The sequence below is a fragment of the Bradyrhizobium retamae genome (assembly GCF_001440415.1).
Classification (GTDB): Bacteria; Pseudomonadota; Alphaproteobacteria; order Rhizobiales; family Xanthobacteraceae; genus Bradyrhizobium; species Bradyrhizobium retamae.
Map to the genome: position 1 here is coordinate 38241 of NZ_LLYA01000163.1, position 23104 is coordinate 61344.

The 23104-nt window shown below is 63.1% G+C and carries 19 protein-coding genes and 1 pseudogene; 11 read left to right on the top strand and 9 right to left on the bottom strand.

Annotated features, from left to right (window positions below; genetic code table 11):
• The first annotated feature begins 28 nt into the window (after window positions 1-28).
• The 7 genes from CQ13_RS23115 (at window position 29) to CQ13_RS41360 (ending at window position 6618) form a co-directional block, all read left to right on the top strand.
• Complete coding sequence (locus CQ13_RS23115) at window positions 29-1930, top strand: FUSC family protein (protein WP_057845140.1); 1902 nt, start codon at window positions 29-31, stop codon at window positions 1928-1930.
• Complete coding sequence (locus CQ13_RS23120; protein ID WP_057845141.1) at window positions 1927-2130, top strand: DUF1656 domain-containing protein; 204 nt, start codon at window positions 1927-1929, stop codon at window positions 2128-2130. Before CQ13_RS23115 ends, CQ13_RS23120 begins: the two co-directional genes overlap by 4 nt.
• Before the next feature lie 10 nt (window positions 2131-2140).
• On the top strand, window positions 2141-3427 hold the full coding sequence (locus CQ13_RS23125) for an HlyD family secretion protein (protein ID WP_057845142.1): 1287 nt from the start codon (window positions 2141-2143) through the stop codon (window positions 3425-3427).
• A 116-nt stretch (window positions 3428-3543) separates the two neighbouring features.
• A complete protein-coding gene (locus CQ13_RS23130; protein WP_057845143.1) occupies window positions 3544-3963 on the top strand; it encodes an organic hydroperoxide resistance protein in 420 nt (139 codons plus the stop codon).
• Between the two features lie 48 nt (window positions 3964-4011).
• A complete protein-coding gene (locus CQ13_RS23135; RefSeq protein WP_057845144.1) occupies window positions 4012-5040 on the top strand; it encodes an alpha/beta fold hydrolase in 1029 nt (342 codons plus the stop codon).
• Between the two features lie 67 nt (window positions 5041-5107).
• Window positions 5108-5671 carry a cytochrome P460 family protein gene (locus tag CQ13_RS23140; RefSeq protein ID WP_156433821.1) on the top strand — a complete coding sequence of 188 codons (564 nt, stop codon included), beginning with the start codon at window positions 5108-5110 and terminating at the stop codon, window positions 5669-5671.
• A 605-nt stretch (window positions 5672-6276) separates the two neighbouring features.
• Complete coding sequence (locus CQ13_RS41360) at window positions 6277-6618, top strand: hypothetical protein (RefSeq protein WP_082637593.1); 342 nt, start codon at window positions 6277-6279, stop codon at window positions 6616-6618.
• Between the two features lie 297 nt (window positions 6619-6915).
• Here the strand turns inward: CQ13_RS41360 and CQ13_RS41365 are convergent, their stop codons facing one another.
• Window positions 6916-7287 (bottom strand): hypothetical protein, encoded by a 372-nt coding sequence (locus CQ13_RS41365; protein WP_245309274.1) that lies wholly within the window; start codon window positions 7285-7287, stop codon window positions 6916-6918.
• Between the two features lie 54 nt (window positions 7288-7341).
• Between CQ13_RS41365 and CQ13_RS23150 the strand changes: the two genes are divergently transcribed.
• From CQ13_RS23150 to CQ13_RS23160, 3 genes and pseudogenes are all read left to right on the top strand, one after another.
• Complete coding sequence (locus CQ13_RS23150; RefSeq protein ID WP_057845145.1) at window positions 7342-8511, top strand: efflux RND transporter periplasmic adaptor subunit; 1170 nt, start codon at window positions 7342-7344, stop codon at window positions 8509-8511.
• Window positions 8508-11651: an efflux RND transporter permease subunit gene (locus CQ13_RS23155; protein ID WP_057845146.1), complete on the top strand. Its 3144-nt coding sequence runs from the start codon at window positions 8508-8510 to the stop codon at window positions 11649-11651. Before CQ13_RS23150 ends, CQ13_RS23155 begins: the two co-directional genes overlap by 4 nt.
• Window positions 11638-12094 (top strand): annotated as a pseudogene (locus tag CQ13_RS23160) (thioesterase family protein). Before CQ13_RS23155 ends, CQ13_RS23160 begins: the two are co-directional and overlap by 14 nt.
• Window positions 12095-12532: 438 nt before the next feature.
• On the opposite strand, the gene CQ13_RS23170 reads toward CQ13_RS23160, so the two are convergent.
• A complete protein-coding gene (locus CQ13_RS23170) occupies window positions 12533-14824 on the bottom strand; it encodes an FdhF/YdeP family oxidoreductase (RefSeq protein ID WP_057845149.1) in 2292 nt (763 codons plus the stop codon).
• A gap of 252 nt (window positions 14825-15076) precedes the next feature.
• On the opposite strand from CQ13_RS23170, the gene CQ13_RS23175 reads away from it, so the two are divergent.
• On the top strand, window positions 15077-16324 hold the full coding sequence (locus CQ13_RS23175; RefSeq protein ID WP_057845150.1) for an oxalate decarboxylase family bicupin: 1248 nt from the start codon (window positions 15077-15079) through the stop codon (window positions 16322-16324).
• A 78-nt stretch (window positions 16325-16402) separates the two neighbouring features.
• On the opposite strand, the gene cydB is transcribed toward CQ13_RS23175, so the two are convergent.
• The 7 genes from cydB to CQ13_RS23215 all read right to left on the bottom strand — a co-directional run bounded on the left by cydB (window position 16403) and on the right by CQ13_RS23215 (window position 22571).
• Entirely contained in the window at window positions 16403-17389 is a 987-nt protein-coding gene (gene cydB, locus CQ13_RS23180; protein WP_057845151.1) for a cytochrome d ubiquinol oxidase subunit II, read from the bottom strand.
• Window positions 17390-17391: 2 nt separating this feature from the next.
• Entirely contained in the window at window positions 17392-18792 is a 1401-nt protein-coding gene (locus tag CQ13_RS23185; RefSeq protein ID WP_057845152.1) for a cytochrome ubiquinol oxidase subunit I, read from the bottom strand.
• 305 nt (window positions 18793-19097) lie between these two features.
• Window positions 19098-19754 carry a YoaK family protein gene (locus CQ13_RS23190; RefSeq protein ID WP_245309275.1) on the bottom strand — a complete coding sequence of 219 codons (657 nt, stop codon included), beginning with the start codon at window positions 19752-19754 and terminating at the stop codon, window positions 19098-19100.
• 9 nt (window positions 19755-19763) lie between these two features.
• Window positions 19764-20594 carry a formate dehydrogenase accessory sulfurtransferase FdhD gene (gene fdhD / locus CQ13_RS23195; RefSeq protein WP_057845154.1) on the bottom strand — a complete coding sequence of 277 codons (831 nt, stop codon included), beginning with the start codon at window positions 20592-20594 and terminating at the stop codon, window positions 19764-19766.
• A 3-nt stretch (window positions 20595-20597) separates the two neighbouring features.
• Complete coding sequence (locus CQ13_RS23200) at window positions 20598-21197, bottom strand: HdeD family acid-resistance protein (protein WP_057845155.1); 600 nt, start codon at window positions 21195-21197, stop codon at window positions 20598-20600.
• A 212-nt stretch (window positions 21198-21409) separates the two neighbouring features.
• A complete protein-coding gene (locus CQ13_RS23210) occupies window positions 21410-22033 on the bottom strand; it encodes a histidine kinase dimerization/phosphoacceptor domain -containing protein (RefSeq protein WP_057845157.1) in 624 nt (207 codons plus the stop codon).
• 37 nt (window positions 22034-22070) lie between these two features.
• A complete protein-coding gene (locus CQ13_RS23215) occupies window positions 22071-22571 on the bottom strand; it encodes a Dps family protein (protein ID WP_057845158.1) in 501 nt (166 codons plus the stop codon).
• Between the last annotated feature and the right edge of the window lie 533 nt (window positions 22572-23104).

Here is a 23104-nt window from a genome sequence, read left to right on the forward strand (position 1 = left end):
TCGCGTTTTGCCAAACGGATGAAGCACGATGCCTGTAAACACCACCAGCGCTGCCGCCGGGTCGCGCCCGCTGGTCTTCGCCGGCTTTCCAGGGAGCTCCTGGGCCTTCGCCCTGCGAGTTTGGCTGGCGACGCTCCTCGCGCTTTATGTGAGCTTCTGGCTCGAGCTCGAATCCCCGTACTCGGCGGCCCTCACCGTGGGGATCGTGGCACTGCCCACGCGCGCTCAGGGCATAGAAAAGGCCGCCTATCGGCTGCTTGCGACCGCTACCGGCGTAGTGGCATCGATCGCGATCGCCGGCATCTTCTCCCAGGCCGGAGGTCTGCTGCTCGCAGTGTTCAGCGTGTGGATCGGGCTCTGTGTCTATGTGGCCGGCATGCTGGACGGCAATCGCGCCTATGCGGCGATCCTCAGCTGCACCACCGTCGCCCTAATTGTCATCGAGCAAATCGACAGCCCGCTGCTAGTGTTCCCGACCGGCGTCGCACGAGGCGCTGCCATCGCCATCGGCGTCCTTGCGGTGGCTGTGGTCAACGAGCTGCTGTCCGCGCCTGACTACCACCCGGTTCTCGCGAGCCGCCTCGAGGCGCTGCATCGCAGGGTCACGGAGTTTGCGCAGGGCGTCCTCCGCTGCGAGGATGCATCGGAGACCGCCGCGGCGAACATGTTGAGCGATATCGCGGCCCTGCATCCGGAGATCGCAAGCCTCACCATCGAATCCATCAGCGGCACGGCAAGAACCGCTGCCGCTCGTTCGGCCATGGTGGACCTCGTTGGCGAGTTGACGCTCGCCCGCTGGCTCGCGGCACTGCCACCCGTATCCACGACGGAACGGAACGATCGTGACCATGACGTGTCCGGCGTGACGACGATCTGCAGAACCTTCCTGATGAGCCAGATCATTCGCAGAAACCAAGACGTGCGTGACAGCCTCGAGGCGCTGCGGGACGGAACGCATCCCCACCGCCGATGGCGTGCGCCACTGTATCGCTCTCGTCGCCTTGCGGCCGAAGGCGCCGTGCGGGCCGCGATCCACTTCATGCTCATAGCATTCATCTTCGTGATCGCGGGATGGCCGACCACCGAACTCTGCCTCGCGCTCGCTGCAGTCATCATCGGCTTGAGCGCTACCGCCCAGGACCCACGCACTTTCACGACGCAGGCGGTCTTTGCTATGCCGATCGCGTGCCTGCTGGGCGGCATCCTGAGATACCTCGTCTTCAACGGCGTATCCGAGTTTCAACTACTGGCGATCGGCCTCGCACCTATCGTGATCTGCTTGGCGTTACTGATGACAATGCCGAGCCGCGTACTGTCATCACTTGGCCGGCTCATCCTGGTGTTTACGATTGCTGTGCTCGCGCCGGGTAACCCGCAGAGCTACGACCCAGAAGTGTTCGTGGTGACGTGTCTGTTCGTCCAGCTTTCTTCGGTCCTGGTCTTCGCCGCGCAGATGCTCCTGGCGCCCTTGTCCGGCGACCGGCGGATCCGCCTGCTGCTGGCCGAAGCCAATCGCGAGCTGAGTCGTTTCAATGCCAGGCGCGCCCGGCAACTCGCACCCGAGGAGGCCGCGTTTCGCGATGCCGCGCGGCTCGAGCAGATCATGATGACAAGCGGCGGCTCGGCGGCCACCGATCGGATCGTCGCAGAGGCAATGCGCCGCTTCGACCAGGCGATGGCATTGCGACGGTGTTGTGCCGAACTGGACCGTCTGGCGGAGGGCCCCCTCGCTGCGTCGGTGCGCGCCGCGCGAGCTGCACTCGCCTTGCGGGATGGAAGCGCAATCCTGACGACCGCAGAGGTGCTGCGCCAGCTGGCCGCGCAAAGTAACCAGTCTGCCGACCCGGTCATCGCCGCCCTCGTTCTAGCCAGCCTCGCCTTCGGACCGTCGCAGATCCTCCTCGTCTCCAGCCGAGGGAAGCAGCCATGACGAATACCTATCGTGAGCTCGTCATGGGCGGCGTGCTGATTGCTCCCATCGTCTCATATGCCGCGGCGGCGTTGCTCGCCTTCCTGCTGCTCCGCCCGGTGCTGCGCTTCGTCGGCTTCACGAGATTCTTCAGCAACCCGTCGCTCGCCGAACTCTGCCTCTATGCGTCGATATTCGGCCTGCTCACACTGTTCTTCTAGGGAGAACGTCATGGTCGCCGCCCGACCCCCAAATGCCTCCACGCTGCTCCACGACAATCCAACGCCGGAGGCAAAGGCGGGCGAGGTCGGCACTGCCGAGCGTTCCGGCACGGCGGAGCGCGTCGTACGCGATACGCCCCTCGACGCCGCGGCGGACAGCGGCACGCCTTCCTGGCAGGCCGCGCCGTCCACGACGTGGCGGCGCGAGGCGATCGGACGATTCGTGGCCGTCGCCGGCAAGCATCTTGCGACGCTGGCCATGGCGCTGGTCGCGATCCTGATATCGATTGCGACCTGGCAGCATTACGTCACCGCGCCCTGGACACGGAACGGTAGCGTGCGCGTGCAGGTCGCCAATGTCGCTCCGCAAATCGAGGGCAAGATCGTGGAGTTGCGGGTGGCCGATAACCAGTTCGTCCACAAGGGAGACGTGCTCTACGTCATCGATCCATTCGACTTCGAGGTGGCGGTCCGCATCGGCAAGGCCGTTGTCGACCAGCGCGCCGCGGACCTGGAGGTGAAGCAGGCCGAGTTCAACCGGCGCAAGCATCTGTCCGACCTCGCGACGACCCCCGAGGAACAGCAGATCTTCGCCGGCAACGCCAAGCAGGCAAAGGCCGCCTACGCGGCGGCGGCGCACCAGCTCGCACAGGCGGAACTGAACCTGAAGCGAACCAATGTGGTCAGCCCCGTCGACGGTTACGTCACCAATCTCCTGCTGCGCGTCGGCGACTATGCCGTCACCGGCGTCAGCAACGTCTCCATCATCGATTCCAGCAGCTTCTGGATCGACGGCTATTTCGAGGAGACCAAGATGGCCCGTGTCTGTGTCGGCGACCGCGTCGAGGCACAGCTCATCGGCTACTCCAGGCCGATCCTCGGACATGTGAGGACCGTGACCCGCGGCGTCAGCGTGTCGAATGCTGCAGCCGGCACGCAGGGCTTGCCCACTGTCGATCCGATCTACACCTGGGTGCGCCTTGCGCAGCGCGTGCCGGTTCGCGTAGCGATCGACACGGTGCCACAGGGAGTGTTGCTCGTCTCCGGCATGACGGCGACGGTAACGGTCCGACAACCCGATGTGGGCGACCGCCAAAGCTGGTCCGGACGGCTCCGCGCACTCCTCGTGGAGCCAATCTCCGATCTGTTCGGCGCAGGGCATCCGCCGCGCCCGAACTGCATTCAGTACGCTTCTCCGCAGGGAACCGAACTGGAAGCACTTCCGCGGGTGCCGGCAATTCCCTCGTCAGAAAAGCGTGTCCCTGGCCTCGCCCTCGGTATGGACGTCTCGCCCTGAATTGCGGAGACATCGTAACTACCGCAAGCTCGGGTCTTACAACTTCTTACAAGTCCAAACGGGTGTGCCGCGGCGACCGCTGCTAGTCAGTTACTCTACCCCCCAAGGAGACTTTCATGACGCAAACGGAAAAACTGATCTACACGGCCCGGACCCACACCGCCGGCGGGCGGCAGGACGGCACGTCCCGCAGCTCGGACGGCCGTCTGGACGTAACGCTATCGCCGCCGGGCGATATCGGCATCGGCACCAACCCCGAGCAATTGTTCGCGGCCGGCTGGTCGGCTTGCTTCGAAGGCGCGATGGAGAGGGTCGCGCGCAAACGCAAGATCGACCTTCCTAGGAAAAGCGCAATCGATGCGGAGATCGACCTCATCTTTGACGGAGGCGCGTATTCGCTCAGAGCGCGCCTCAATATCAGCCTGCCGGGTCTCGATCGCGACGTCGCACGCGACATCGTCGATGAGGCACATCAGACGTGTCCCTATTCCAAGGCGGTCCGCGGCAACATCGACGTCACGATCGCTCTGATCTGACGAAACCATCACCAAACCACCACCAACCATCAAAAAGGTAGCAACACCATGAAGCAGATCATTGACCAGCACCGGCGCGAGTTTTTTGGCGTCGCCGCCGGCACCGTCGTCGCTGGCCTCGGCGTGATAAGCCTCGCCCACGCCGCATCAGACGCGCCGCTATCGTCCGCAACCAATGCATCCTTCGGCGCGATCAAGCAGATCGATGCCGGCGTCCTCAATGTCGGCTATGCCGAGGTAGGCCCGTCGAGCGGTCCCGTAGCGATCCTCCTGCACGGCTGGCCCTACGACATTCACAGCTACGTCGAGGTCGCGCCAATCCTGGCGCAGGCCGGCTACCACGTGATCATCCCGTATCTGCGCGGCTACGGCACGACACACTTCCTCTCCAGCGAGACGCCCCGCAATGGCGAGCCTGTCGCGATGGCCGTCGACATCATCGCACTGATGGATAAGCTCGACATCAAGAAGGCGGTCCTCGCCGGCTTCGACTGGGGCGCACGCACCGCCGACGTCATCGCCGCACTGTGGCCGGATCGCTGCCGTGCGCTGGTGTCGGTCAGCGGCTATCTGATCTCCAGCCAGGCCTCGGGCTACGCGCCGCTGCCGCCGCAGGCCGAGTTGCAATGGTGGTATCAGTTCTATTTCGCGACCGAGCGCGGCCGCGCTGGATACGAGAAATACACGCACGAATTCGCCAAGATGATCTGGAAGCTCGCCTCGCCGCGGTGGAAGTTCGACGATGCCACCTTCGACCGGAGCGCGGTGGCTCTCGACAACAAGGATCATGTCGCCATCACGATCCACAATTATCGCTGGAGGCTCGGGCTCGCCCAGGGCGAAGCGAAGTACGAGCATTTCGAAAAGAAGCTTGCGGCCGCTCCCGTGATCAACGTGCCGACGATCACGATGGAAGGCGACGCCAACGGCGCGCCGCATCCCGACGCCAGCGCCTACGCGAAGAAGTTCTCTGGCTGGTACGACTATCGCCTGATCACTGGCGGCATCGGTCACAATTTGCCTCAGGAAGCACCACAGGCCTTCGCCAAGGCTGTCATCGACGCCGACCGCGCCTGAAGATTGGCTCTCGGTCCAGCTGGCTGGACCGAGGTTCTTCCTTTCAATCCCAACCGGATCAAACGTCATGACGCAAACTAAAAGTGAAAAGAAGAGTTTCTCTTTTCCCGCGGTGATCGTGCTCGCCGCAATCCTTCTCATCGTTCTCCTGGCCAGCGTGCCATACCTCGTCGCAATTGCCTTTGCACAGGCGCCGGCCGGGGATGCGAGCGCCGATGCCTCGCCGATCTTCGGCGTCACGATTCCAACGGGCTATAAGCAGTGGGAGTTGATCGCGCCGGCCGAGGAAGCAGCGCCGCTCAACGAGCTTCGCGCCGTCGTCGGCAACCAGACCGCGGTCGATGCCTATCAAGCTGGCAAGCTTCCATTCCCGGACGGCACGATACTCGTCAAGCGCGCCTGGGAGAAGAAACAGTCACCCGAGTTCGCGTCCGCGACAATTCCGGGCGCCGCCACCACGGTCCAGGTCATGGTCAAGGACTCGCGCAAATATGCCGCGACCGGCGGTTGGGGCTTCGGCCGGTTCATCAACGGCAAGCCGGTCGACGAGGCCCAACACCGCACCTGCTTCGCCTGCCACGAAGCCCGCGCCAAGAGCTATGACTATGTCTTCACGCGGCTCGCGCTCTGAAACCATCGGGAACCAACCATGTTGGCTGATGCTTTCTTTGCATAATCTAGAGCAAGCCAAGCGAGCCTTGCCACGCACCGGATTTAATCGCTGGAGCTTGGATCAATGGCAATTTACCAGGTTCCTGACGGCAGCAGCTCACGGATATGAGGCCTCCGGCGACCCGGTTGACGTCACGGCTCGGGCCTCTCCTCCCAGGCATTCGAGCATTAGGGCCGTCCTCCCCCAAAGGACGGCCCTTTTTTCGGCCGTCAAGTGACCGCTTCGCCGCCGTGACATCATCGGCAAAAGGCGTCGCAGGCCCCTGCACCACGCCGACGTAGAAGCCTCCCTTCGTCAGGATCTCGTAGACGGCATCTATTTGAGCAGTTGCGCTGCACGTCTTCTCAACACCTGTTCTTGACTCCGCACGCCGGGAGATGTCGATCCAGACAACGGGTATCCGCGCCTCCACCGAACCCGCGCCAGCTAATGAGCGCCTGTCGTACGAGGACCTCTCGCGACTGTGAACGGCAGACGTTCATACGCGAAAGACGATCGATTGTCGTTTTGTCATTCAACAGGACGGTTCTGCCTCTTCAAACTCAACGCATGGGATCGGACAAATGACATCCACCGCAACTTTTCGAATCGCGCTTCTCATCCTGCTGTGTGCAGCTTCGCCCGCTCATGCAAGCAGCTGCACTGAAGACATCGCCCAGACCCAGGTGCAACTGGATTCGGCCATAGAAAGTTACGCAGGCTCGCACGGCTGGAAGCCGGAGAGTCTCGACGCGCTTCGCGGTTATCAACCTACGCCTCGCTCAGTTGCTGAGGCAGAAGGCAGGAACGGCGTCGATTTCACGGATGCGCTCGATTTGCTTGATCGCGCTCGCGCTGCCGATCACATCGGAGACATAGGCGCGTGCCGCCGCGCACTGGCTCACGCACGAGCCATTCTGAGATAGCGAACACAGGCTCCCCCTGCGGCCGGGGTTCGTTCCTGTTGCAGGCAGGGATACGATCTAGATCGCGAAGCACAGGATGTTTTGCCACCGCTCCCCCCGGAACACTACGTGCGTTCTGGAAATACCCGCCGTCCTCTACTTTTCTAATGTTCGACAGAAGCTCGAGAATCTTTCCATGCGACAGCAGCACTCATCGAACGACATTGCTGGATCCGGATGGCGCCGGTTCGCCTTGATGCATCCAGCCGCGGTGTTTGCGTCCGGCATCCTCTGCCTCGCCTCGGCTGCGGCGATCGATCAAACGACCGCGCCGCAGCCACGGAACGGCATGCCCGCGACGTCGCCGTTCAACGCGCGATCCAGCCGGCCGGCGGGGATTCCGCTCGGATCGACCGAGATCGCAATGCCCGGCATCTCGCCGCTCAATCCCTCGTTGGATATAGTGGGCTGCGCAGCATCCGGCAGTGCCGCCTCGCCAAGTGCGCTGTTCGACGGAGGCGGACTTTCGAACGGCTCATCGATCGTATGCTCCGGCAACACGGCGGCTTCGTCCCTCCAGTCCCTTTCATCGACGGTCGAGCACCTCGGAATTCCGCTGGGAGCTACCGAGATCGGCGGCGCCGGAATCAGTCCGGCCGTGCCGGTGCCCGGCCCCGGCCATGCGGACAATACGAGCTCGATCGGCGGCTCCGGCAATCCCTGACATCATCTAGGATCATCACCGTGAAACGACACCTCACCATCGCACTCGTCGCTCTCGCCGCGATCCTGGCCGGCGCAGGATTCTGGTTGTTCGGCCCCGAGCGGAAGCCGGTCGCAGCCGCGCCCTTACCAGCTTCCGTTCCCGTGGTCGCCGCCACCGTCACCGGCAAGGACGTTCCCATCTATCTGCGCGGGATCGGCACCGTGATCGCCTACAACACCGACGTCGTGCGCAGTCAGATTCAGGGGCAGATCGTCAAGATCGCTTTCACCGAGGGACAGACCGTCAAGGCCGGCGATCTGCTCGCCCAGATCGATCCACGTCCTTACGAGGCGCAGATCGTGCAGCTGACGGCCAACCGCGACAGGAACCAGGCGCAGCTCGCGAACGCCGAGGCCAATCTCTCACGCTACAGTCAGCTCGGCGACAAGGGCTATGCGACCCCGCAACTGATCGAGACGCAGACCGCACAAGTGGCACAGCTCAAGGCTGCCGTGAAGGCCGACCAGGCGCAGATCGACCAGGCCAACGTCCAGCTCAGCTACACGCGCCTGACGTCGGCGATCACCGGCATCACCGGCGTGCGCCAGATCGACGTTGGCAACGTGATCCATCCGACAGACCCCAACGGTCTCGTCGTCGTCACCCAGATCGAGCCGATCTCGCTGCTGTTCACCTTGCCGCAGACCGACTTGCCGGTGATCCAGGAGCACGCCGCAAAGGGACCGCTCAAGGTCATTGCTTACAGCCAGGACAACAAGATGAAGCTCGACGAGGGCACGCTGGTGCTGGTCAACAACGAGATCGCGGGGACGACGGGCACTGTTCAGCTCAAGGCAGAATTCCCGAATCATGAGCACCGGCTGTGGCCGGGCCAACTGGTGAACGCGCGCTTGCTGTTGGAGATGCGCAAGGACGCGTTGACGGTCGCGGGCTCGGCGGTGCAGCAGGGGCCGAACGGCAGCTATGTCTATGTCGTGTCCGCGGACCAGACGGCCACCTTGCGCCCCGTTCACGTCGCACAGATCAGCGATGGCCAGGCACTGATCGACCAGGGCTTGAAGTCGGGTGACGTCGTCGTGGTCGACGGTCAATATCGGCTGACGGAAGGCAGCCGCGTCCGAGAACTGCATGGCAAGGCTGCGCAGGAAGCCGACCTGCAGAGTGCCGTGCAGGACGCGATCCCATGAACCTTTCGGCGCCCTTCATCCTGCGGCCGATTGCGACCGCCCTGTTAATGGCGGGCCTGCTACTTTGCGGCCTTGCGGCCTATCCGCTGTTGCCGGTCGGCGCGCTGCCGAACGTCAATTACCCGACGATCCAGATCTCGGCGCAACTGCCCGGCGCGGACCCAGGCACCATCGCCTCATCACTCGCCACGCCGCTCGAGCAGCAGCTCAGCCAGATCCCCGGCGTCACGCAGCTCACCTCGTCCAGCGCGCTCGGCGTCGCCCAGCTCACGGTGCAGTTCGAGCTGTCGCGGACGGTGGACAGCGCGGCGGTGGACGTGCTGGCCGCGATCAACGCCGCCAGCCCCTTCCTGCCGCCGAACATCCCCTACCCACCGACGATCAGGAAGGTGAATCCGGCGGAGACGCCGATCATGCTGATCGCGCTGACGTCGGACACGCTGCCGCTGACGACGGTGGACGCCTATGCCGAAAACATCCTGCTGCCGAGGATTTCCCAGGTACCCGGCGTGGGCCTCGTCGGCATCGGCGGCCAGCAGAAACCCTCGATCCGTGTTCGTGTCAATCCGCAGGCGCTTGCCGCCCGCGGCATCGGGCTCGAGGATGTCCGCAATGTTATCGCCGGCGCCAATGTCGATCTGCCGAAGGGCACGCTCAACAGCCCGCGCGTCACCTATACCCTGAACACCAACGACCAGCTGCTGAAGCCCTCTGCGTATGAAGACCTCATCATCGCCTATCGGAACGGCTCACCGGTGCGGATCCGCGACGTCGGCACGGCGATCGAGGCACCCGAAAACGATCTCCTGGCCGGCTGGTACGGCAAGGAGCGCGCCATCATCCTCGCGGTCCAGCGCGTCCCCGGCGCCAACGTCATCGAGACCGTCGACCGCATCAAGAAGCTGCTACCACAGCTACAGGCTTCCGTTCCGCCGGCAATCAAGGTGACGATCGCCGCCGATCGCACCGCCACCATTCGCGCCGCGGTTTCCGACGTTCAGTTCACGCTGTTGCTGACGGTGGCGCTGGTGGTGATGGTCATATTCCTGTTCCTGCGGAATTTCTGGGCCACCGTCATCCCGGCGGTCACCGTTCCCCTGGCGCTGATCGGGACGTTCGCGGTTCTCTACGTGCTCGGCTACAGCCTCGACAACCTCTCCCTGATGGCACTGTCGATCGCGGTCGGCTTCGTGGTTGACGATGCCGTGGTCGTCATCGAGAACATCGTCCGTCATCTCGAGCAGGGCATGACTCCGATGCAGGCGGCGCTCAAGGGCTCCGGCGAGATCGGCTTCACGATCGTCTCCATCACGTTGTCGCTGATCGCTGTGTTCATCCCGCTCTTCCTGATGGGCGGCTACGTCGGCAAGCTGTTCCAGGAATTTGCCATCACGATCACCGCCTCGCTGCTGCTTTCGCTGATCATCTCGCTCACGCTGACGCCGATGATGTGCGCGCGCCTCTTAAAGGACGAATCGCGGAAGAAGCACGGCAGGCTCTATCTTCCGTTCGAGCGCGGCTTCGATTCCCTGCTTGCGCTCTACGCGCGGGGCCTGCGCGTGGTGCTGCGCCACCGTTTCGCAACGCTGCTCGTCATGCTCTCGACCATTGCGTTGACCGGCTATCTCTATGTGATCATCCCGAAGGGATTTTTCCCGCAACAGGACACTGGACAGATCGTCGGCATCACCGAGGCCTCGCAGGATATCTCTTTCCCTGCCATGTCCGAACGCCAGCAGGCAATCGTCGATATCCTCTCAAAGGACCCGGCCGTCCAATCGGTAGCGAGCTATATCGGTCCAGGCGGCCCAACGGCGACGCTCAATCAGGGACGCATCTTCATCGTGTTGAAGCCGAAGCCCGGACGCAAGGTGAGTGCCGACCAAGTCATCGCGCGGCTGGGGCCCCGGCTCGCCCGTATCCAGGGCATCACACTTTACATGCAGGCCGCGCAGGACATCACGATCGGCGCACGCCTGTCGAAGACGCAGTACCAATACACGCTGACGGATGCCGATTCCAACGAGCTCACCCACTGGTCGGCAATCTTCCTGGAAAAGCTGCGCGCCCTCAACCTCATCACCGACGTCGCGAGCGACCAGGCCAATGCCGGCCCGAGGCTGGAGGTCACCGTCAATCGCGAGGTCGCCTCCAGCTTCGGCATCCTGCCCAAGACGATCGACAATGCGCTCGACGACGCCTTCGGCCAGCGCATCGTCTCCACCATGTTCACCTCGCTGAACCAGTACCACGTCGTCATGGAGGTCGATCCACACTTCCAGTACGGACCCGAAGCGCTCAAGGACATCTACCTGAACTCGGCCACCGGCCAGCAGGTCCCACTGAGCACGCTGGTTCACGCCGTGATCAAGCCCGCACCGATCCTCATCAACCACCAGAGCCTGTTTCCGTCGGTGACGATCTCGTTCAACCTGCGGCCAGGCGTCGCGCTGGGCGATGCGGTGACGGCGATCCAGAAGATCGAGAAGGACACCGGCAAGCCCGCCTCACTGTCGAGCTCGTTCCAAGGCAACGCCCAGGCATTCCAGTCCTCGCTGTCGGGCACGCCGCTCTTGATCGGGGCGGCGCTGATCGTCATCTACATCATCCTGGGCGTGCTCTATGAGAGCCTGATCCATCCGATCACGATCCTGTCGACGCTGCCTTCGGCAGGTATCGGAGCGCTGCTGCTCCTGCTGGCCGTCCACATGGATCTCAGCGTCATCGCCATCATCGGCATCATCCTCTTGATCGGCATCGTCAAGAAGAACGGCATCATGCTGGTCGATTTTGCGATCGAGGTGGAGCGCCAGCACGGGCTCAGCCCCGAAAAAGCGATCTACCAGGCCTGCACGCTTCGCTTTCGCCCGATCCTGATGACGACGATGGCGGCGCTGCTCGGCGGCGTGCCGCTGATGATCGGCTCCGGCACCGGCGCGGAGCTGCGCCAGCCGCTCGGCTATACGATCGTCGGCGGCCTGATGCTGTCGCAGATCCTGACGCTCTACACCACGCCCGTCGTCTATCTGTATCTCGATCGGCTCGGCAACTGGTTCACTGGACGCAAGCCGCAGACAGCTCAGACATCCACCCCATCCACGACCGCGGCAGAGACGGAATTGAGCCATGAATCCGCTTAAGAGAGTGACGACCGGCATGACCGCCCGAAAAGCTGGTGACCGTCACGCCCGAGATGACGGTCGGCCATGTGGTGCCTCGCATGCCCGAAGTCTACGGCACGCCGATGATGATCCTGCACATGGAGATGGCCGCTGGCTCGGCGGTTCAGCCGTTCCTGCCCGCAGGCTACGTCAGCGTCGGGATGATGGTCAGTATCCGCCACCTCGCAGCAACGCCGGTCGGCCGCACGGTGCGCGCGGTCGCACGGGTCGTCGCGGTCGAAGCCAAGAGCGTCGTGTTCGAAGTCAAGGCTTGGGACGACGACCGCAAGATCGGCGACGGCACTCATAGGCGCGGCGTTGTCAACGTCGCCGAGTTCGAGAAGCGATTCGGCGTGATGGGGCCCCGTGGCAGCAATGGCTTGGGTCACGGAGAGCCTGCCGCGCCACGTTCGTTCAGGTGAAGTGGCAACGATCCGGGCTCACAGTTTCGTAACTTTGGTTCTGCCAAAGGGCCTACAACAGGCAATAGGACGATTTCTCGCTGTGCAGTATGCGTCGATCGAACACCTCGATGGCTCTCACGAGGTACGATCCAGGCGACCCCGTCGGCGAAGCGATCGATCGCGCCATGAACGACAGGAAATATCTATCCTGAAGGCACCGACTGGCCTTGAGCGATGGCTCGATCAGGTGCATGGCGTGGCCGCCCACGAAATCACGGCTGGAGGCATTTCGAGTTCGGCGGCGCGGTTATGTCCATCATCGGTAAGAGCAAGCCACTCCGAGCCGAAGAGGAACGAGCAGCGGGACCCGGTTCTGGTTTACACTGCCGATCTTCAAGCCGGCGCTGCAATCGGTCCCGACGCCGATGAGTGACCGCGGCCTCTACGCTGTCGCCTCTACTGTGTCGGGGAGGTCGAGCGCACAAGGCGGATCGGAATGCCTTTGAATGACGGCGTGAAGCTGAGGGGGTCCCGGGCATAAAGCGGAACCAGCGGATTGGCCTCTGGATAGTATGCGGCACAGCAGCCGGTCGGGAAGGAATAGGCCACGACGCGGAAGTTGCGCACGATTCGCTCGGCGGCGTCGGTCGATGCGGTGATCAGGTCGACACGATCACCGTCGGCTAGTCCCCGCTTCTTCAGCTCATACTCGTTCAGGAAGACCACGTCACGCTGACCGAATACGCCACGGTATCGATCGGACATCGAGTAGAGCGTAGTGTTGTACTGGTCATGGCTGCGTATCGTGGTGAGCCAGAGGAAATCGTCATCGCTCTGCGGCGGATCTTCGCCGCACCCCGGGAAGACCAGAAAATTCGCCTTGCCCGACGGCGTCGCCCAGATCCGCTCGCGCGCCGTCGAGGTGAGGTGGAAGCCACCGGGGACACGAATACGGGCGTTATAGCCCTGGAAGATCGGGAACACCGCCTCGATCGCATCGCGGATCCGGTCGTAGTCACCAACGAAGCCGTCCCAGTCGACCACCGTGCGCTCGCCCAGCGTCGCCTTGGCGACGCCGGCGATGATCGCGACCTCGCTGCGGAGATGCTCCGATGCAGGCTTGTTGCGGCCGCCGGATGCATGCACCATCGACATCGAGTCCTCCACCGTGATCGACTGCGGCCCCGACGCCTGGACATCGATCTCGGTCCGTCCAAGGCACGGCAGGATCAGTGCGGCGCGGCCATGGATCAGGTGGCTGCGGTTGAGCTTGGTCGAGACGTGGACGGTGAGATCGAGCTTGCCAAGGGCCGCCTGCGTCGCCTGCCAGTCCGGAATGGCCGCGGCGAAATTGCCGCCCATCGCGAAGAAGGCTTTCACCTCGCCGCGGATCATGGCCTCCAGCGCGGTCACGACGTTGTGGCCCGGCGCGGACGGCGGCTTGAAGCCGAAGCGTTGCTCCAGGCGCTCGAGGAAGTCCGCCTTGGGAGCCTCGGTGATCCCCACGGTGCGATCGCCCTGCACGTTGGAATGGCCCCGAACCGGGCAGACGCCGGCGCCTTCGCGCCCGACATTGCCGCGCAGCAGCGCCAGATTGGCGATCTGCTGCACGTTGTGCGCGCCGCGCCAGTGCTGGGTGATGCCCATGCCGTAGACGATGATGCCACGCTCTGCCTTCATGTATGCACCAGCCGCATACTCCATGTCCTCGCGCGTCAGGCCGGACTGACGTTCGATGTCGGGCCATTGCGTGCGCTTGAGGTCGTCGATCAGCGCCTCAACACCGATTGTGTGACCGCGAATGAAATCCCAGTCCAGGATCTCCGGCTGCTCGGCGGTACGGACGGCCTCATCCGCTTCCACCAGGACCTTCATGATCCCCTTGAGAGAGGCAACGTCGCCGCCGACCCGCACCTGGAAGAGCTTCGAGCTGATTGTCGTCGACGACAGCGTGATCATCTCGACAGGACTTTGCGGCGCCTGGAAGCGTTCCAGCGCCCGCTCCTGGAACGGGTTGAACGAGATGATCGAGGCGCCGCGGCGCGCTGCATTGCGCAGGCTCGTCATCATCCGGGGACTATTGGTGCCCGGATTCTGGCCGAAGATGAAGATGCAGTCGGCCTTGTCGAAATCCTCCAGCAGCACGGTGCCCTTGCCGACGCCGATCGATTGCGGCAGGCCGACACTGGTCGCCTCATGGCACATGTTCGAGCAGTCTGGGAAGTTGTTGGTGCCGTATTCGCGCACGAAGAGCTGATAGAGGAAGGCTGCCTCGTTCGAGGTCCGCCCCGAGGTATAGAACTCCGCCATGTTCGGGTCCGGCAATGCCCTGAGTTCCCGCCCAATCATGTCGAACGCATCGCTCCATTCCACCGGAAGATAGCGGTCGGATGCGGCGTCATAGGCCACTGGATGCGTGAGCCGCCCGACCATTTCGAGATCATAATCGCTCCAGCTTGCCAGCTCGGTGACGGTATGCTCGGCGAAGAATTCCGGGGTGCAGCGCTTTGAGGTTGCCTCCCAGGCGATCGCCTTGCCGCCGTTCTCGCAGAATTCGAACGACGAGGTGTGCTTCGGATCGGGCCATGCACAGCCCGGACAATCAAAGCCCTGCGGCTGATTCATCCTGCTCAGCGTCGCCGCGCCCTTCAGCGGTACGCGCTGGACCAGAAGCGCCTCGCTGAGCGCCTTGAGTGCGCCCCAACCGCCGGCGGGTTCACGGTAGGGCCGAACCGATTTCGTGGTCATGTCGATAACTCTCGATCCCTGCAATTCTCCCGGCCAGTTAAGGACCGTGCGTGCAGAACCGTCTTTTCAGAACGAAGCGGAATTTCTCAATGGCACCACGTTCGGAGGCCGTGTGCCCTGCCGCAGCAGCCAGTGCATTCCGGCAAAAAGAGCACCGTTCCCGGAAGCTAAAACGACAACCGGAAACTAGAGTGGGCGGTTGGAGCCCCGGCGCCTCAGAGGGCTTTCGACAATTTTCAGGAGCGACCCAACATGTTTTCACGACGTGACTTGCTGGCCATGTCCGCGGCAGGCGCCGCGATGGTCGGCTCCAGTGCGCAAGGTGCAACCTTCGGCAATCCGGACGAGCCGCCACAAGGTGCCGTCAACGCCAAGAGCCCGGGAAGCCTGACCGACCCCGGTCCGCAGAATCCCGCGCTGGGCAAGCAATTCCCCTCCGCACAAACCCCGCCGGCGACGGACGTCGGCGGGCTGCCGATGGATTGGGCTTCGTTCAACAACGCGCCGAAGCGCATCCAGAACGGCGGCTGGGCCCGTCAGGTCACCGTCGAGGACTTCGCCATCTCCAAGGAGATCTCCGGCGTCAACATGCGGCTGTCCGCTGGCGGCATTCGCGAGCTGCACTGGCATCAGGCCGCCGAATGGGCGATCATGACCTACGGTACCTGCCGTATTACCGTGCTCGACACACAGGGCCGTCCCTATGTCGCCGACCTCAAAGCCGGCGACCTCTGGTATTTTCCGCCGGGCGCGCCGCATTCGCTGCAGGGGTTGGGCCCCGACGGCTGCGAATTCGTGATCTGCTTCGATGACGGCCACGCCAATGAGTTCAACACCCTGCTGGTGACGGATTGGCTCGCTCACACCCCGCCCGAGGTGCTGGCGAAGAATTTCGGCGTCCCGGCAGACGCGTTCGCGAAGATCCCGCTGCATAATCTCTGGATATTCCAGGGGACGTTGCCCGGCGATCTCGCCGCCGATCGCGCCGCAATCGCCAGGCACGCCGAAGCGCCGCCCTACCCCTTCGTCCACCCACTCGGCAGCTCGACCCCGGTCAAGGAGAGCTCGGCCGGAAGCATCCGCGTTGCCGACAGCAACAACTTCAAGGTAGCCACCACGATCGCCGCGGCCCTGGTGACGATGCCGCCGGGAGCGGTCCGGGAAATGCACTGGCACCCGAACGCCGACGAGTGGCAGTACTACATCAAGGGCAAGGCGCGGATGACGGTGTTCGACACCGGCCCGAACGCGCTGACGACGGATTTCTCGGCCGGCGACATCGGCTATGTCAGGCGGAATCTCGGGCATTATGTGGAAAATGTCGGCGACACCGAGCTGCAATTCGTCGGCGTGTTCCGCGCGCCGCGCTACGAGGAGGTCTCGCTCTCCAACTGGCTGACGCACACGCCGCCCAAGCTGGTCGCCCAGCATTTCAACATCGACGAGAAGCTGATCGCCCAATGGCCTGATAATGCTCCGGGCGTCATGCCGAAATCATGAACCGAAGACGAGAAAGGCGCCGGACACGGCGCCTTTTCTTTTTGCTTATCGCATCTCACCAACAAGTTCGTGCGGCCGTCAGTAGTGGTCCGCCGCCGAGGCAGACTTGCCGCGAAAGACGCGATAACCGACCGCGACATAGAGCAGCATCAGCGGAAAGATGAACAGGCCGGCGCCGCAGAACAGGAATGCGAGACTGGAATGAGGCGCCGCAGCCTCGTCGATCCTCACGACGAACGGGATCATGTAGGGCCAGAACGACAGGGCGAGCGTAGCGAACGCCGCCGTGAAGATCAGTGCAACCATGTAGAATGGCCAGTAATCGTCGTGGCGCAGGATACTCGTGGCGAGCACTGCGGCGGCACCGGTGCCGACGAGTGGAAACAGGAACAGATAGGGCCGCTCCATCCATCGGCGCAGAATCGGCAGATGCTCGGTAAGGGCATGCGCGAAGACGATGACGAGGAAAACCAGCACGGTGATTGCGAGCAACGGAATCTGACGCCGCGTGTCGTAGCGGACGGGGCCATGGCACTTCCTCACGAGCCAGCAAGCGCCGAGCAACGCGTAACCGAAGCAGAGGCCGGTTCCGCACAAGACCGAAAAGCTCGTCAGCCAGCCGAAGGTGCCTCCGACATATTCGCCGTTCGAGAATTGAAGTCCCTCGACGAGCGCCCCGACCATTGCGCCCTGCATGAAGCTCGCCGCGAACGATCCCGCGGTGAAGCTGACGTCCCAGATCCAGCGCGTGCGCGCCGCCTTGCTGCGGAATTCGAACGCGACACCACGCAGGATCAGTCCCAGAAGCATGACCAGGACCGGGATATAGAACGCGGGCAGCAGCATGGAGTAGACCAAGGGAAACGCGCCCCACATGATCACGCCGGTGACAACCAGCCAGGTCTCGTTGCCATCCCAGACGGGGGCGACCGTGCGCAGCATCGCCTCTCGCTTCGCCTCGCTGCCTGCGAGACCAAACAGCATCCCGACGCCGAGGTCGAATCCGTCCAGGAGGAGATAGATCAGGATGCTGATGGCAAGAAGCGCAATCCAGAACATCACCATGGCTACTCTCCCGCCTCGACGATTGCCGGCATTTTATCGGCGAGCGACATTGGCCGATTGGGCACAGGGACATGCAGCCGCTTGCCGCCAAGCCCGGCCGGCCCGGCGCGCAGCAGCCGATAGATGTAATAGGTCCCGAACGAGAAGATGAAAGCGTAGACGGCGACGAACAGGATCAGCGAGGTCAGCGCGGCGGACGCCGTGAGGAATGGGGTCACGGCATCGGCGGTCCGCAACACACCATAGACGGTCCACGGCTGGCGGCCGACCTCCGCGGTGTACCACCCGGTCAGAATCGCGATCCAGGGCAGCGGAAAGCTGAGGAAGATGCCCCACAGCAGCAGGCGGCTGCGCTCGAGCCGATGCTTGAGCCCGAACCAGGTCCCGAGCCAGGCCAGCCCCAGCATCACGAAGCCGCAGCCGACCATGATGCGGAATGCAAAGAACGGAATCGCCACCGGCGGCCGGTCCTGCGGCGCGAAGCTGGTCAGGCCGACCTCCTTCGAGTCCAGGCTCATACTGCCGATGATGCTGCCGAGCACCGGAATCGAGATGGCGTATTTGTTCGATTCGGTCGCGGAATCCGGGATCGCGATCAGCACCTCCGAGGCCGGCTGCTCGTCATGCCAGCGCGCTTCGATCGCGGCGAACTTGGCCGGCTGGTAATCGTGAACGTAGTCGCCCACGAGATGGCCGACGAATAGCTGGACCGGAAGCAGCACGGCCGCGAGCGCGAGGCCCATTCGCAGCATCACATGCGCCTCGGCCCGATAGGTCCGCCGCAGCAGATACCATGCGCCGGTCGCCGCCACGCAGAACGCGCCGGTGAGATAACAGGCGAGCAGCATGTGCGGGAAGCGGACCCAGACCACCCGGTTGAAGATGATCTGCGCCCAATCGTCAGGCACGAACTGGCCGTTCTGCAGGACATAGCCGGTCGGCACCTGCATCCAGCTGTTGTTGACCATGATCCAGAACGCCGACAGCGTGGTTCCGAGCGCGACCATCGCGGTCGAGAACAGGTAGAACCAGGGCGGCACGCGGGGTCGTCCGAAGATGAGGATACCGAAGAAACCCGCCTCCAGCATGAAGGCGGTGAAGGTCTCGTAGGCCAGCAGCGGACCCTGGATCGGCCCGGACATCTTCGAGAGCACGCTCCAGTTCGTCCCGAACTGGAACGCCATCACCACGCCCGACACGACGCCCATGCCAAACGCGACGCCGAAGATCTTGAGCCAGAACTCGAAGAGGGTCCGGTAGACGGACCTGCCGCTGTGCAAGTGCATCGCCTCGAGCACGGTAAGCCAAGCGGCAAGCCCGATCGTGAATGCCGGAAAGATGATGTGAAAGGAAATAGTGAAGGCGAACTGCAGCCGTGACAAGAGAAGCGCTGTCGGATCCATGGGAATGCCCCTTTTTTGCTCAAGCCCTGCTCGCGGCCAACGGCGCGCGCGTCGCCGGGCCCTGGATATTCCCCGTGGGAATGTCTCGTCCCGTTAAGCTGCCTGTGTTTTTGCGGAGGTCGCTCATCGTTTCCTCTCATGGCAATTGAAGGGCCATCTGGGCGCCCCAGGAAACTGTACGCATCCCGCGGCATTCACGCTTCCGCGAACGAATGTCGTTTTGTCGAATGGCATGACGCGCAGTCCGGCCATCAACGAGCGAATGCACTTCGCAGATGCTGAGGACTCGGACCAACGGCTCAGCTTCAACGTCGCCGGCGGCAGAGCCAGAGAACGCATAGGGACAATCCGATCGGGACGAGAAGGCCCCGCCCGCCGAACCACTTCGCCACACAGCTACCAATTGCGGCTCCTGACAGAAACAACAGGCAGAGCAGAAGCATGACCACGCAACCACGAGTTGCATCGCGATCGGACGTCGCAACGGACTGATCGATGGCGCGGAGCATATTGCCGGTGACGGTGATCGATAGATAGTTCCAGCGCTCGATCTGCCTGAAGCTGGCCGACTGTAGCGCGGCGCCGAAGGACATTCCGAAGATTGCGACCATATCCGGGATTCGATGACGCAACAGCATCACCGCGGCCAGGCAAGCGATCTCCCCGGCGAGACTAAGCAACGGCGCACGGATGCGGATCGCCAACCACGCGCCCAGGAGAAAGGCGGCAATCGGAAGAAGGTGGTGAGCCGCCTGCTGCCATTGCCCGGACATGGCGTAGACGCCGAGGAAGACAACATTGCCGGTTTGCGAACTTGAAAACACGCCGCCCAGCGTGAGCCAGGTGGAAGCGTCGAGGAAGCCGCCTGACATGGTCAAGAGGGACGCGACGAGAAGCGATCGCTCCGGCGGGCAGACGTCGTTGCGCGCCTCGGCGATCAGCTCGGGAGACACGGCCTCCATCGCCAGAGCTCAGTAACCGGCGCGCAGTGCGGCTCCTTCAGGCAGCACCACGCGGCGCGGATGCGTGAACACGCCGTATCCGTCATCGCGGGCAATCGCGAGCAAGGTGATTCCCGCTTCCTCCGCCGTCTGGATGGCAAGTGCTGTGGGGGCTGAGACAGCTACGATGAGTGGCGCACCGATCATCGCTGCCTTTTGCACCATTTCGACCGAAACGCGGCTCGTCAGCAAAATGGCGCCATCGCGGGCCGGTCTCGCCTCGCGAACGATCGCACCGGCGAGCTTGTCCAGCGCATTGTGCCGGCCGACATCCTCCCTCACCGGACCGATACCGGTGCGGGGATGCCAGAAGGCCGCGGCATGGACTGACCGCGTCTGCTGATTCAGCATCTGGAGCGGAGACAACGCCTGCATGGCACCCAGCAAATCCCGCGCGTGAAAGGCGACACCACGGCCCTCCACCTTCGGTGGCGCGCGGCGGGCCTGTTCGAGGCTCTCGATACCGCATAGCCCGCATCCGACCGGACCGCTGATGGCCCGACGCCGCGCGGCCAGGGACGTCGCGCGGCCACCATCGAGCCACATCCGAACCTCGACACCCCTTTCGTTCGGAATCAGCTCGATGCTCCGGATCTCGTCTGCGCGTTCGACGATGGCCTCGGTGAGACTGAAGCCAATGCCGAAGTCTTCCAAATCGCCCGGCGTGCCCATCATCACGGCGTGGGTCGACCCGTTGTAGGTGAGGGCGATGGCAGTCTCCTCGGCGACCACCCGTGAAGTCGACTTCGTCTGTCCACCGCGCCAGGCAATTTCCCAATGGCGCGTGAATGTCGAGATCATGGCTCACACCGTCGCCGGCTGGATTGAGTGGCGGGAAGCCCGGTTCCTGAGCGCGAGTCCGAATGCGATGAACCCCCATCCCTGGAAGATCAGGTCGACGACCAGCATAACACCGAGCAGCCACAGACCAATGGCGGGCCAGGCTGCAACCAGCATGACGCCGACGCAGAAGGTCAGAACGCCGGCGGTCACAATCCAGCGCCAGCCCGAGGCCGGCCGCATATGGAAGCCCGCCCAAATCCGCATCACACCGGCGACGAGCAGGAAGGCGCATGCTGCGAGGGACAGCGTGAATGAAGCCAGGATCGGATCGTAGAGTATGATCGCTCCGGCGGCCGCATAGACGATCCCCGCCAGCAGCCAAAGCAGAAATCCGCGCATGCCGTGCACCCGCAAGGCATGCCCGATCTGGAAAGCGCCGGCGACAACCATGGTGGCGCCGACTACCAGTACGGAAGCCAGGCTCGCCGCTATCAGATTTGCCGATGCAATGCCGCCGAGGATCAGTTCACCGACACCCAGGGCGACGAACCAACCCCATTTTCCGGTGATCGCGTGGATGGCCGCTCCGAGCGAGGCCTTCGAGTTCGACATATCCGTCATGGCTTGACCCTTGTTCGCACGACCGATCTGCCGGTCATGAATGCGCGTAAGCATACGAAGGTCTGCCGCTGGTCATCTTTCGAGGACGCCGCGATATTATTCCATCCGCACGATGCGGATCGTTGCACGAGAAAAGCTGCTAATGACGGATGCAGCACAGGCGATCACGCCGGCACCGAGACCAACGTCGGGCAGTCCGAATCGATTCAGGACTAACGCGGGAGTTTCACGATGGCCTTGCCGCCATTGGATCCGACGCAGATATCGACCGTCGCGCGCAGATGCGCAGCGAGCGTCTTGACGATGTTGCTGCCTTCTTTCCGATACTGGCTCTGGTCAACCGAACCGTTGTCCGTGACGCAGCACGCAATCGACCTGCCCGTGACCGATATTTCGAGATGAATGGCGCCCGCTCCGCCGCGGTACACGTGGCGCGCCGCGCTGGTGATCAGCTCAAAAACGATCATGCCCCGCAGCCAGCAACGCGTGGAATTCATCTTCAGCGGATGCAGCAGAAGCGAGAGCGCAATACACTCGCCTTCGAGGCTGGAGCGGCTGATCGACCGGCACAGTTGCTGGAGGTAGGCCGCCAGATCAACGGTCGTGGTGAATTGTGGCATCTGCAGCGCGTGGCGAAGCCTCGCGTGGCTTTCCAGCCGCTCCTGCACGGAAGCGAGCGCCGCTCTTGCTTCCACGCCATCGCAGCGATTTATCGCCTTCGTCACCAGATCGATGGCCGAGGCAAGCTCGACATCGGTCCGATGCTCGAGCTCGCGCAGCACGAGGCGCTCAGCCTTTGCGCCGCCATCCGGCAGGAGTTCCGAGAGGTCGCTCATCCTTCACCCCCTTTCCGGCCGAACGGAATGCTTGCACTCAGGAATTCGGGCTGGTGCGACCGGTCTCGTACAGGAACCAGATGCGCCGCTCGGTCTCGTCGATCCAGTTTTCCAGTAGGCTTGCGGTGGCGACGTCGCCGTATTCGTCGCAGAGTTCATGGACCCGCCGCATCTCCCGCGTCAGCTGCTGGTTGTCGCTGCGCAGCTCGGCGAGCATGTCTTGCGGCTCGACGTAGTCGGCGTCGTTGTCGAGAATGCGCTGCACGCGCCCGATATGGCCGATCGAGCGCAGTGTCGTGCCGCCGATCTTGCGCGCGCGTTCGGCAATGTCGTCAGTCATCGCAAATATCTGGTCGGCCTGCTCGTCGAGCAGAAGGTGATAGTCGCGAAAGTGCCGGCCCGATACATGCCAGTGAAAGTTCTTGGTCTTGAGGTAGAGCGCAAAAACGTCAGCCAGCAGCGCCCTCAGCGCGGCGGGGACGTCCCGGTTGGCATTGGCTCCGAGATCCGTCGGGCTTTTGAGGTCTACCTTGGTCATGGTCGGCTTCCTTGTTGGAGGTTGTGGAATTCTAGTCGCCAGCCGCGCAGGCGGTCTTTCCTGGGAGAAAGATCGATTTTCGGATCGCACGCCTGAGACAGTCGACGACAGCCGTGCAATCGATTCATTTCCGCTGGTGTAGCCCTGTCCCACAGCGGCAGGAGCGAGATCGTTCCGAACACTCCGTCGCGGCGGATCCAGGCGTGGAACAGCGCCGCCGCCCAGGTGCAGCAGCACGAGCGCAAAGAATGCGAAGCCGCGATGGGCGTTCGAAAATAGCGTGCGCACACCGTCGCTCTGCGGCAGCAGCGCGGGAACTTAAATCCCGCCATGCAGGACCTGATGCGACAATCTTGCTCCGAACTTTATGATTCCCGGCAGATCGGCCGGCAACGGCGGTGCTGGCTTCGGCCGCACGCAGATCGCAGGACAGGCGGTAGACCCATGAGCAGGCCGCCTGGAACGGATCGTCCGACACCCGGATTCCCTCGGCAGCACGGTCGGCTCGAAGTAGATATCCCGGCACAGTCCAT

Excerpts from the sequence above, each read along its gene's own strand:
- CQ13_RS23115 (WP_057845140.1), top strand. The coding sequence starts at position 29 with ATGCCTGTAAACACCACCAGCGCTGCCGCCGGGTCGCGCCCGCTGGTC.
- CQ13_RS23190 (WP_245309275.1), bottom strand. The coding sequence starts at position 19,754 with ATGGAGGCCGTGTCTCCCGAGCTGATCGCCGAGGCGCGCAACGACGTC.
- CQ13_RS23140 (WP_156433821.1), top strand. The coding sequence starts at position 5,108 with ATGACGCAAACTAAAAGTGAAAAGAAGAGTTTCTCTTTTCCCGCGGTG.
- CQ13_RS23125 (WP_057845142.1), top strand. The coding sequence starts at position 2,141 with ATGGTCGCCGCCCGACCCCCAAATGCCTCCACGCTGCTCCACGACAAT.
- CQ13_RS23175 (WP_057845150.1), top strand. The coding sequence starts at position 15,077 with ATGTTTTCACGACGTGACTTGCTGGCCATGTCCGCGGCAGGCGCCGCG.
- fdhD (WP_057845154.1), bottom strand. The coding sequence starts at position 20,594 with ATGATCTCGACATTCACGCGCCATTGGGAAATTGCCTGGCGCGGTGGA.
- CQ13_RS23130 (WP_057845143.1), top strand. The coding sequence starts at position 3,544 with ATGACGCAAACGGAAAAACTGATCTACACGGCCCGGACCCACACCGCC.
- CQ13_RS23185 (WP_057845152.1), bottom strand. The coding sequence starts at position 18,792 with ATGGATCCGACAGCGCTTCTCTTGTCACGGCTGCAGTTCGCCTTCACT.
- CQ13_RS23200 (WP_057845155.1), bottom strand. The coding sequence starts at position 21,197 with ATGACGGATATGTCGAACTCGAAGGCCTCGCTCGGAGCGGCCATCCAC.
- CQ13_RS23135 (WP_057845144.1), top strand. The coding sequence starts at position 4,012 with ATGAAGCAGATCATTGACCAGCACCGGCGCGAGTTTTTTGGCGTCGCC.
- cydB (WP_057845151.1), bottom strand. The coding sequence starts at position 17,389 with ATGGTGATGTTCTGGATTGCGCTTCTTGCCATCAGCATCCTGATCTAT.
- CQ13_RS41360 (WP_082637593.1), top strand. The coding sequence starts at position 6,277 with ATGACATCCACCGCAACTTTTCGAATCGCGCTTCTCATCCTGCTGTGT.
- CQ13_RS23155 (WP_057845146.1), top strand. The coding sequence starts at position 8,508 with ATGAACCTTTCGGCGCCCTTCATCCTGCGGCCGATTGCGACCGCCCTG.
- CQ13_RS23210 (WP_057845157.1), bottom strand. The coding sequence starts at position 22,033 with ATGAGCGACCTCTCGGAACTCCTGCCGGATGGCGGCGCAAAGGCTGAG.
- CQ13_RS23120 (WP_057845141.1), top strand. The coding sequence starts at position 1,927 with ATGACGAATACCTATCGTGAGCTCGTCATGGGCGGCGTGCTGATTGCT.
- CQ13_RS23170 (WP_057845149.1), bottom strand. The coding sequence starts at position 14,824 with ATGACCACGAAATCGGTTCGGCCCTACCGTGAACCCGCCGGCGGTTGG.
- CQ13_RS23215 (WP_057845158.1), bottom strand. The coding sequence starts at position 22,571 with ATGACCAAGGTAGACCTCAAAAGCCCGACGGATCTCGGAGCCAATGCC.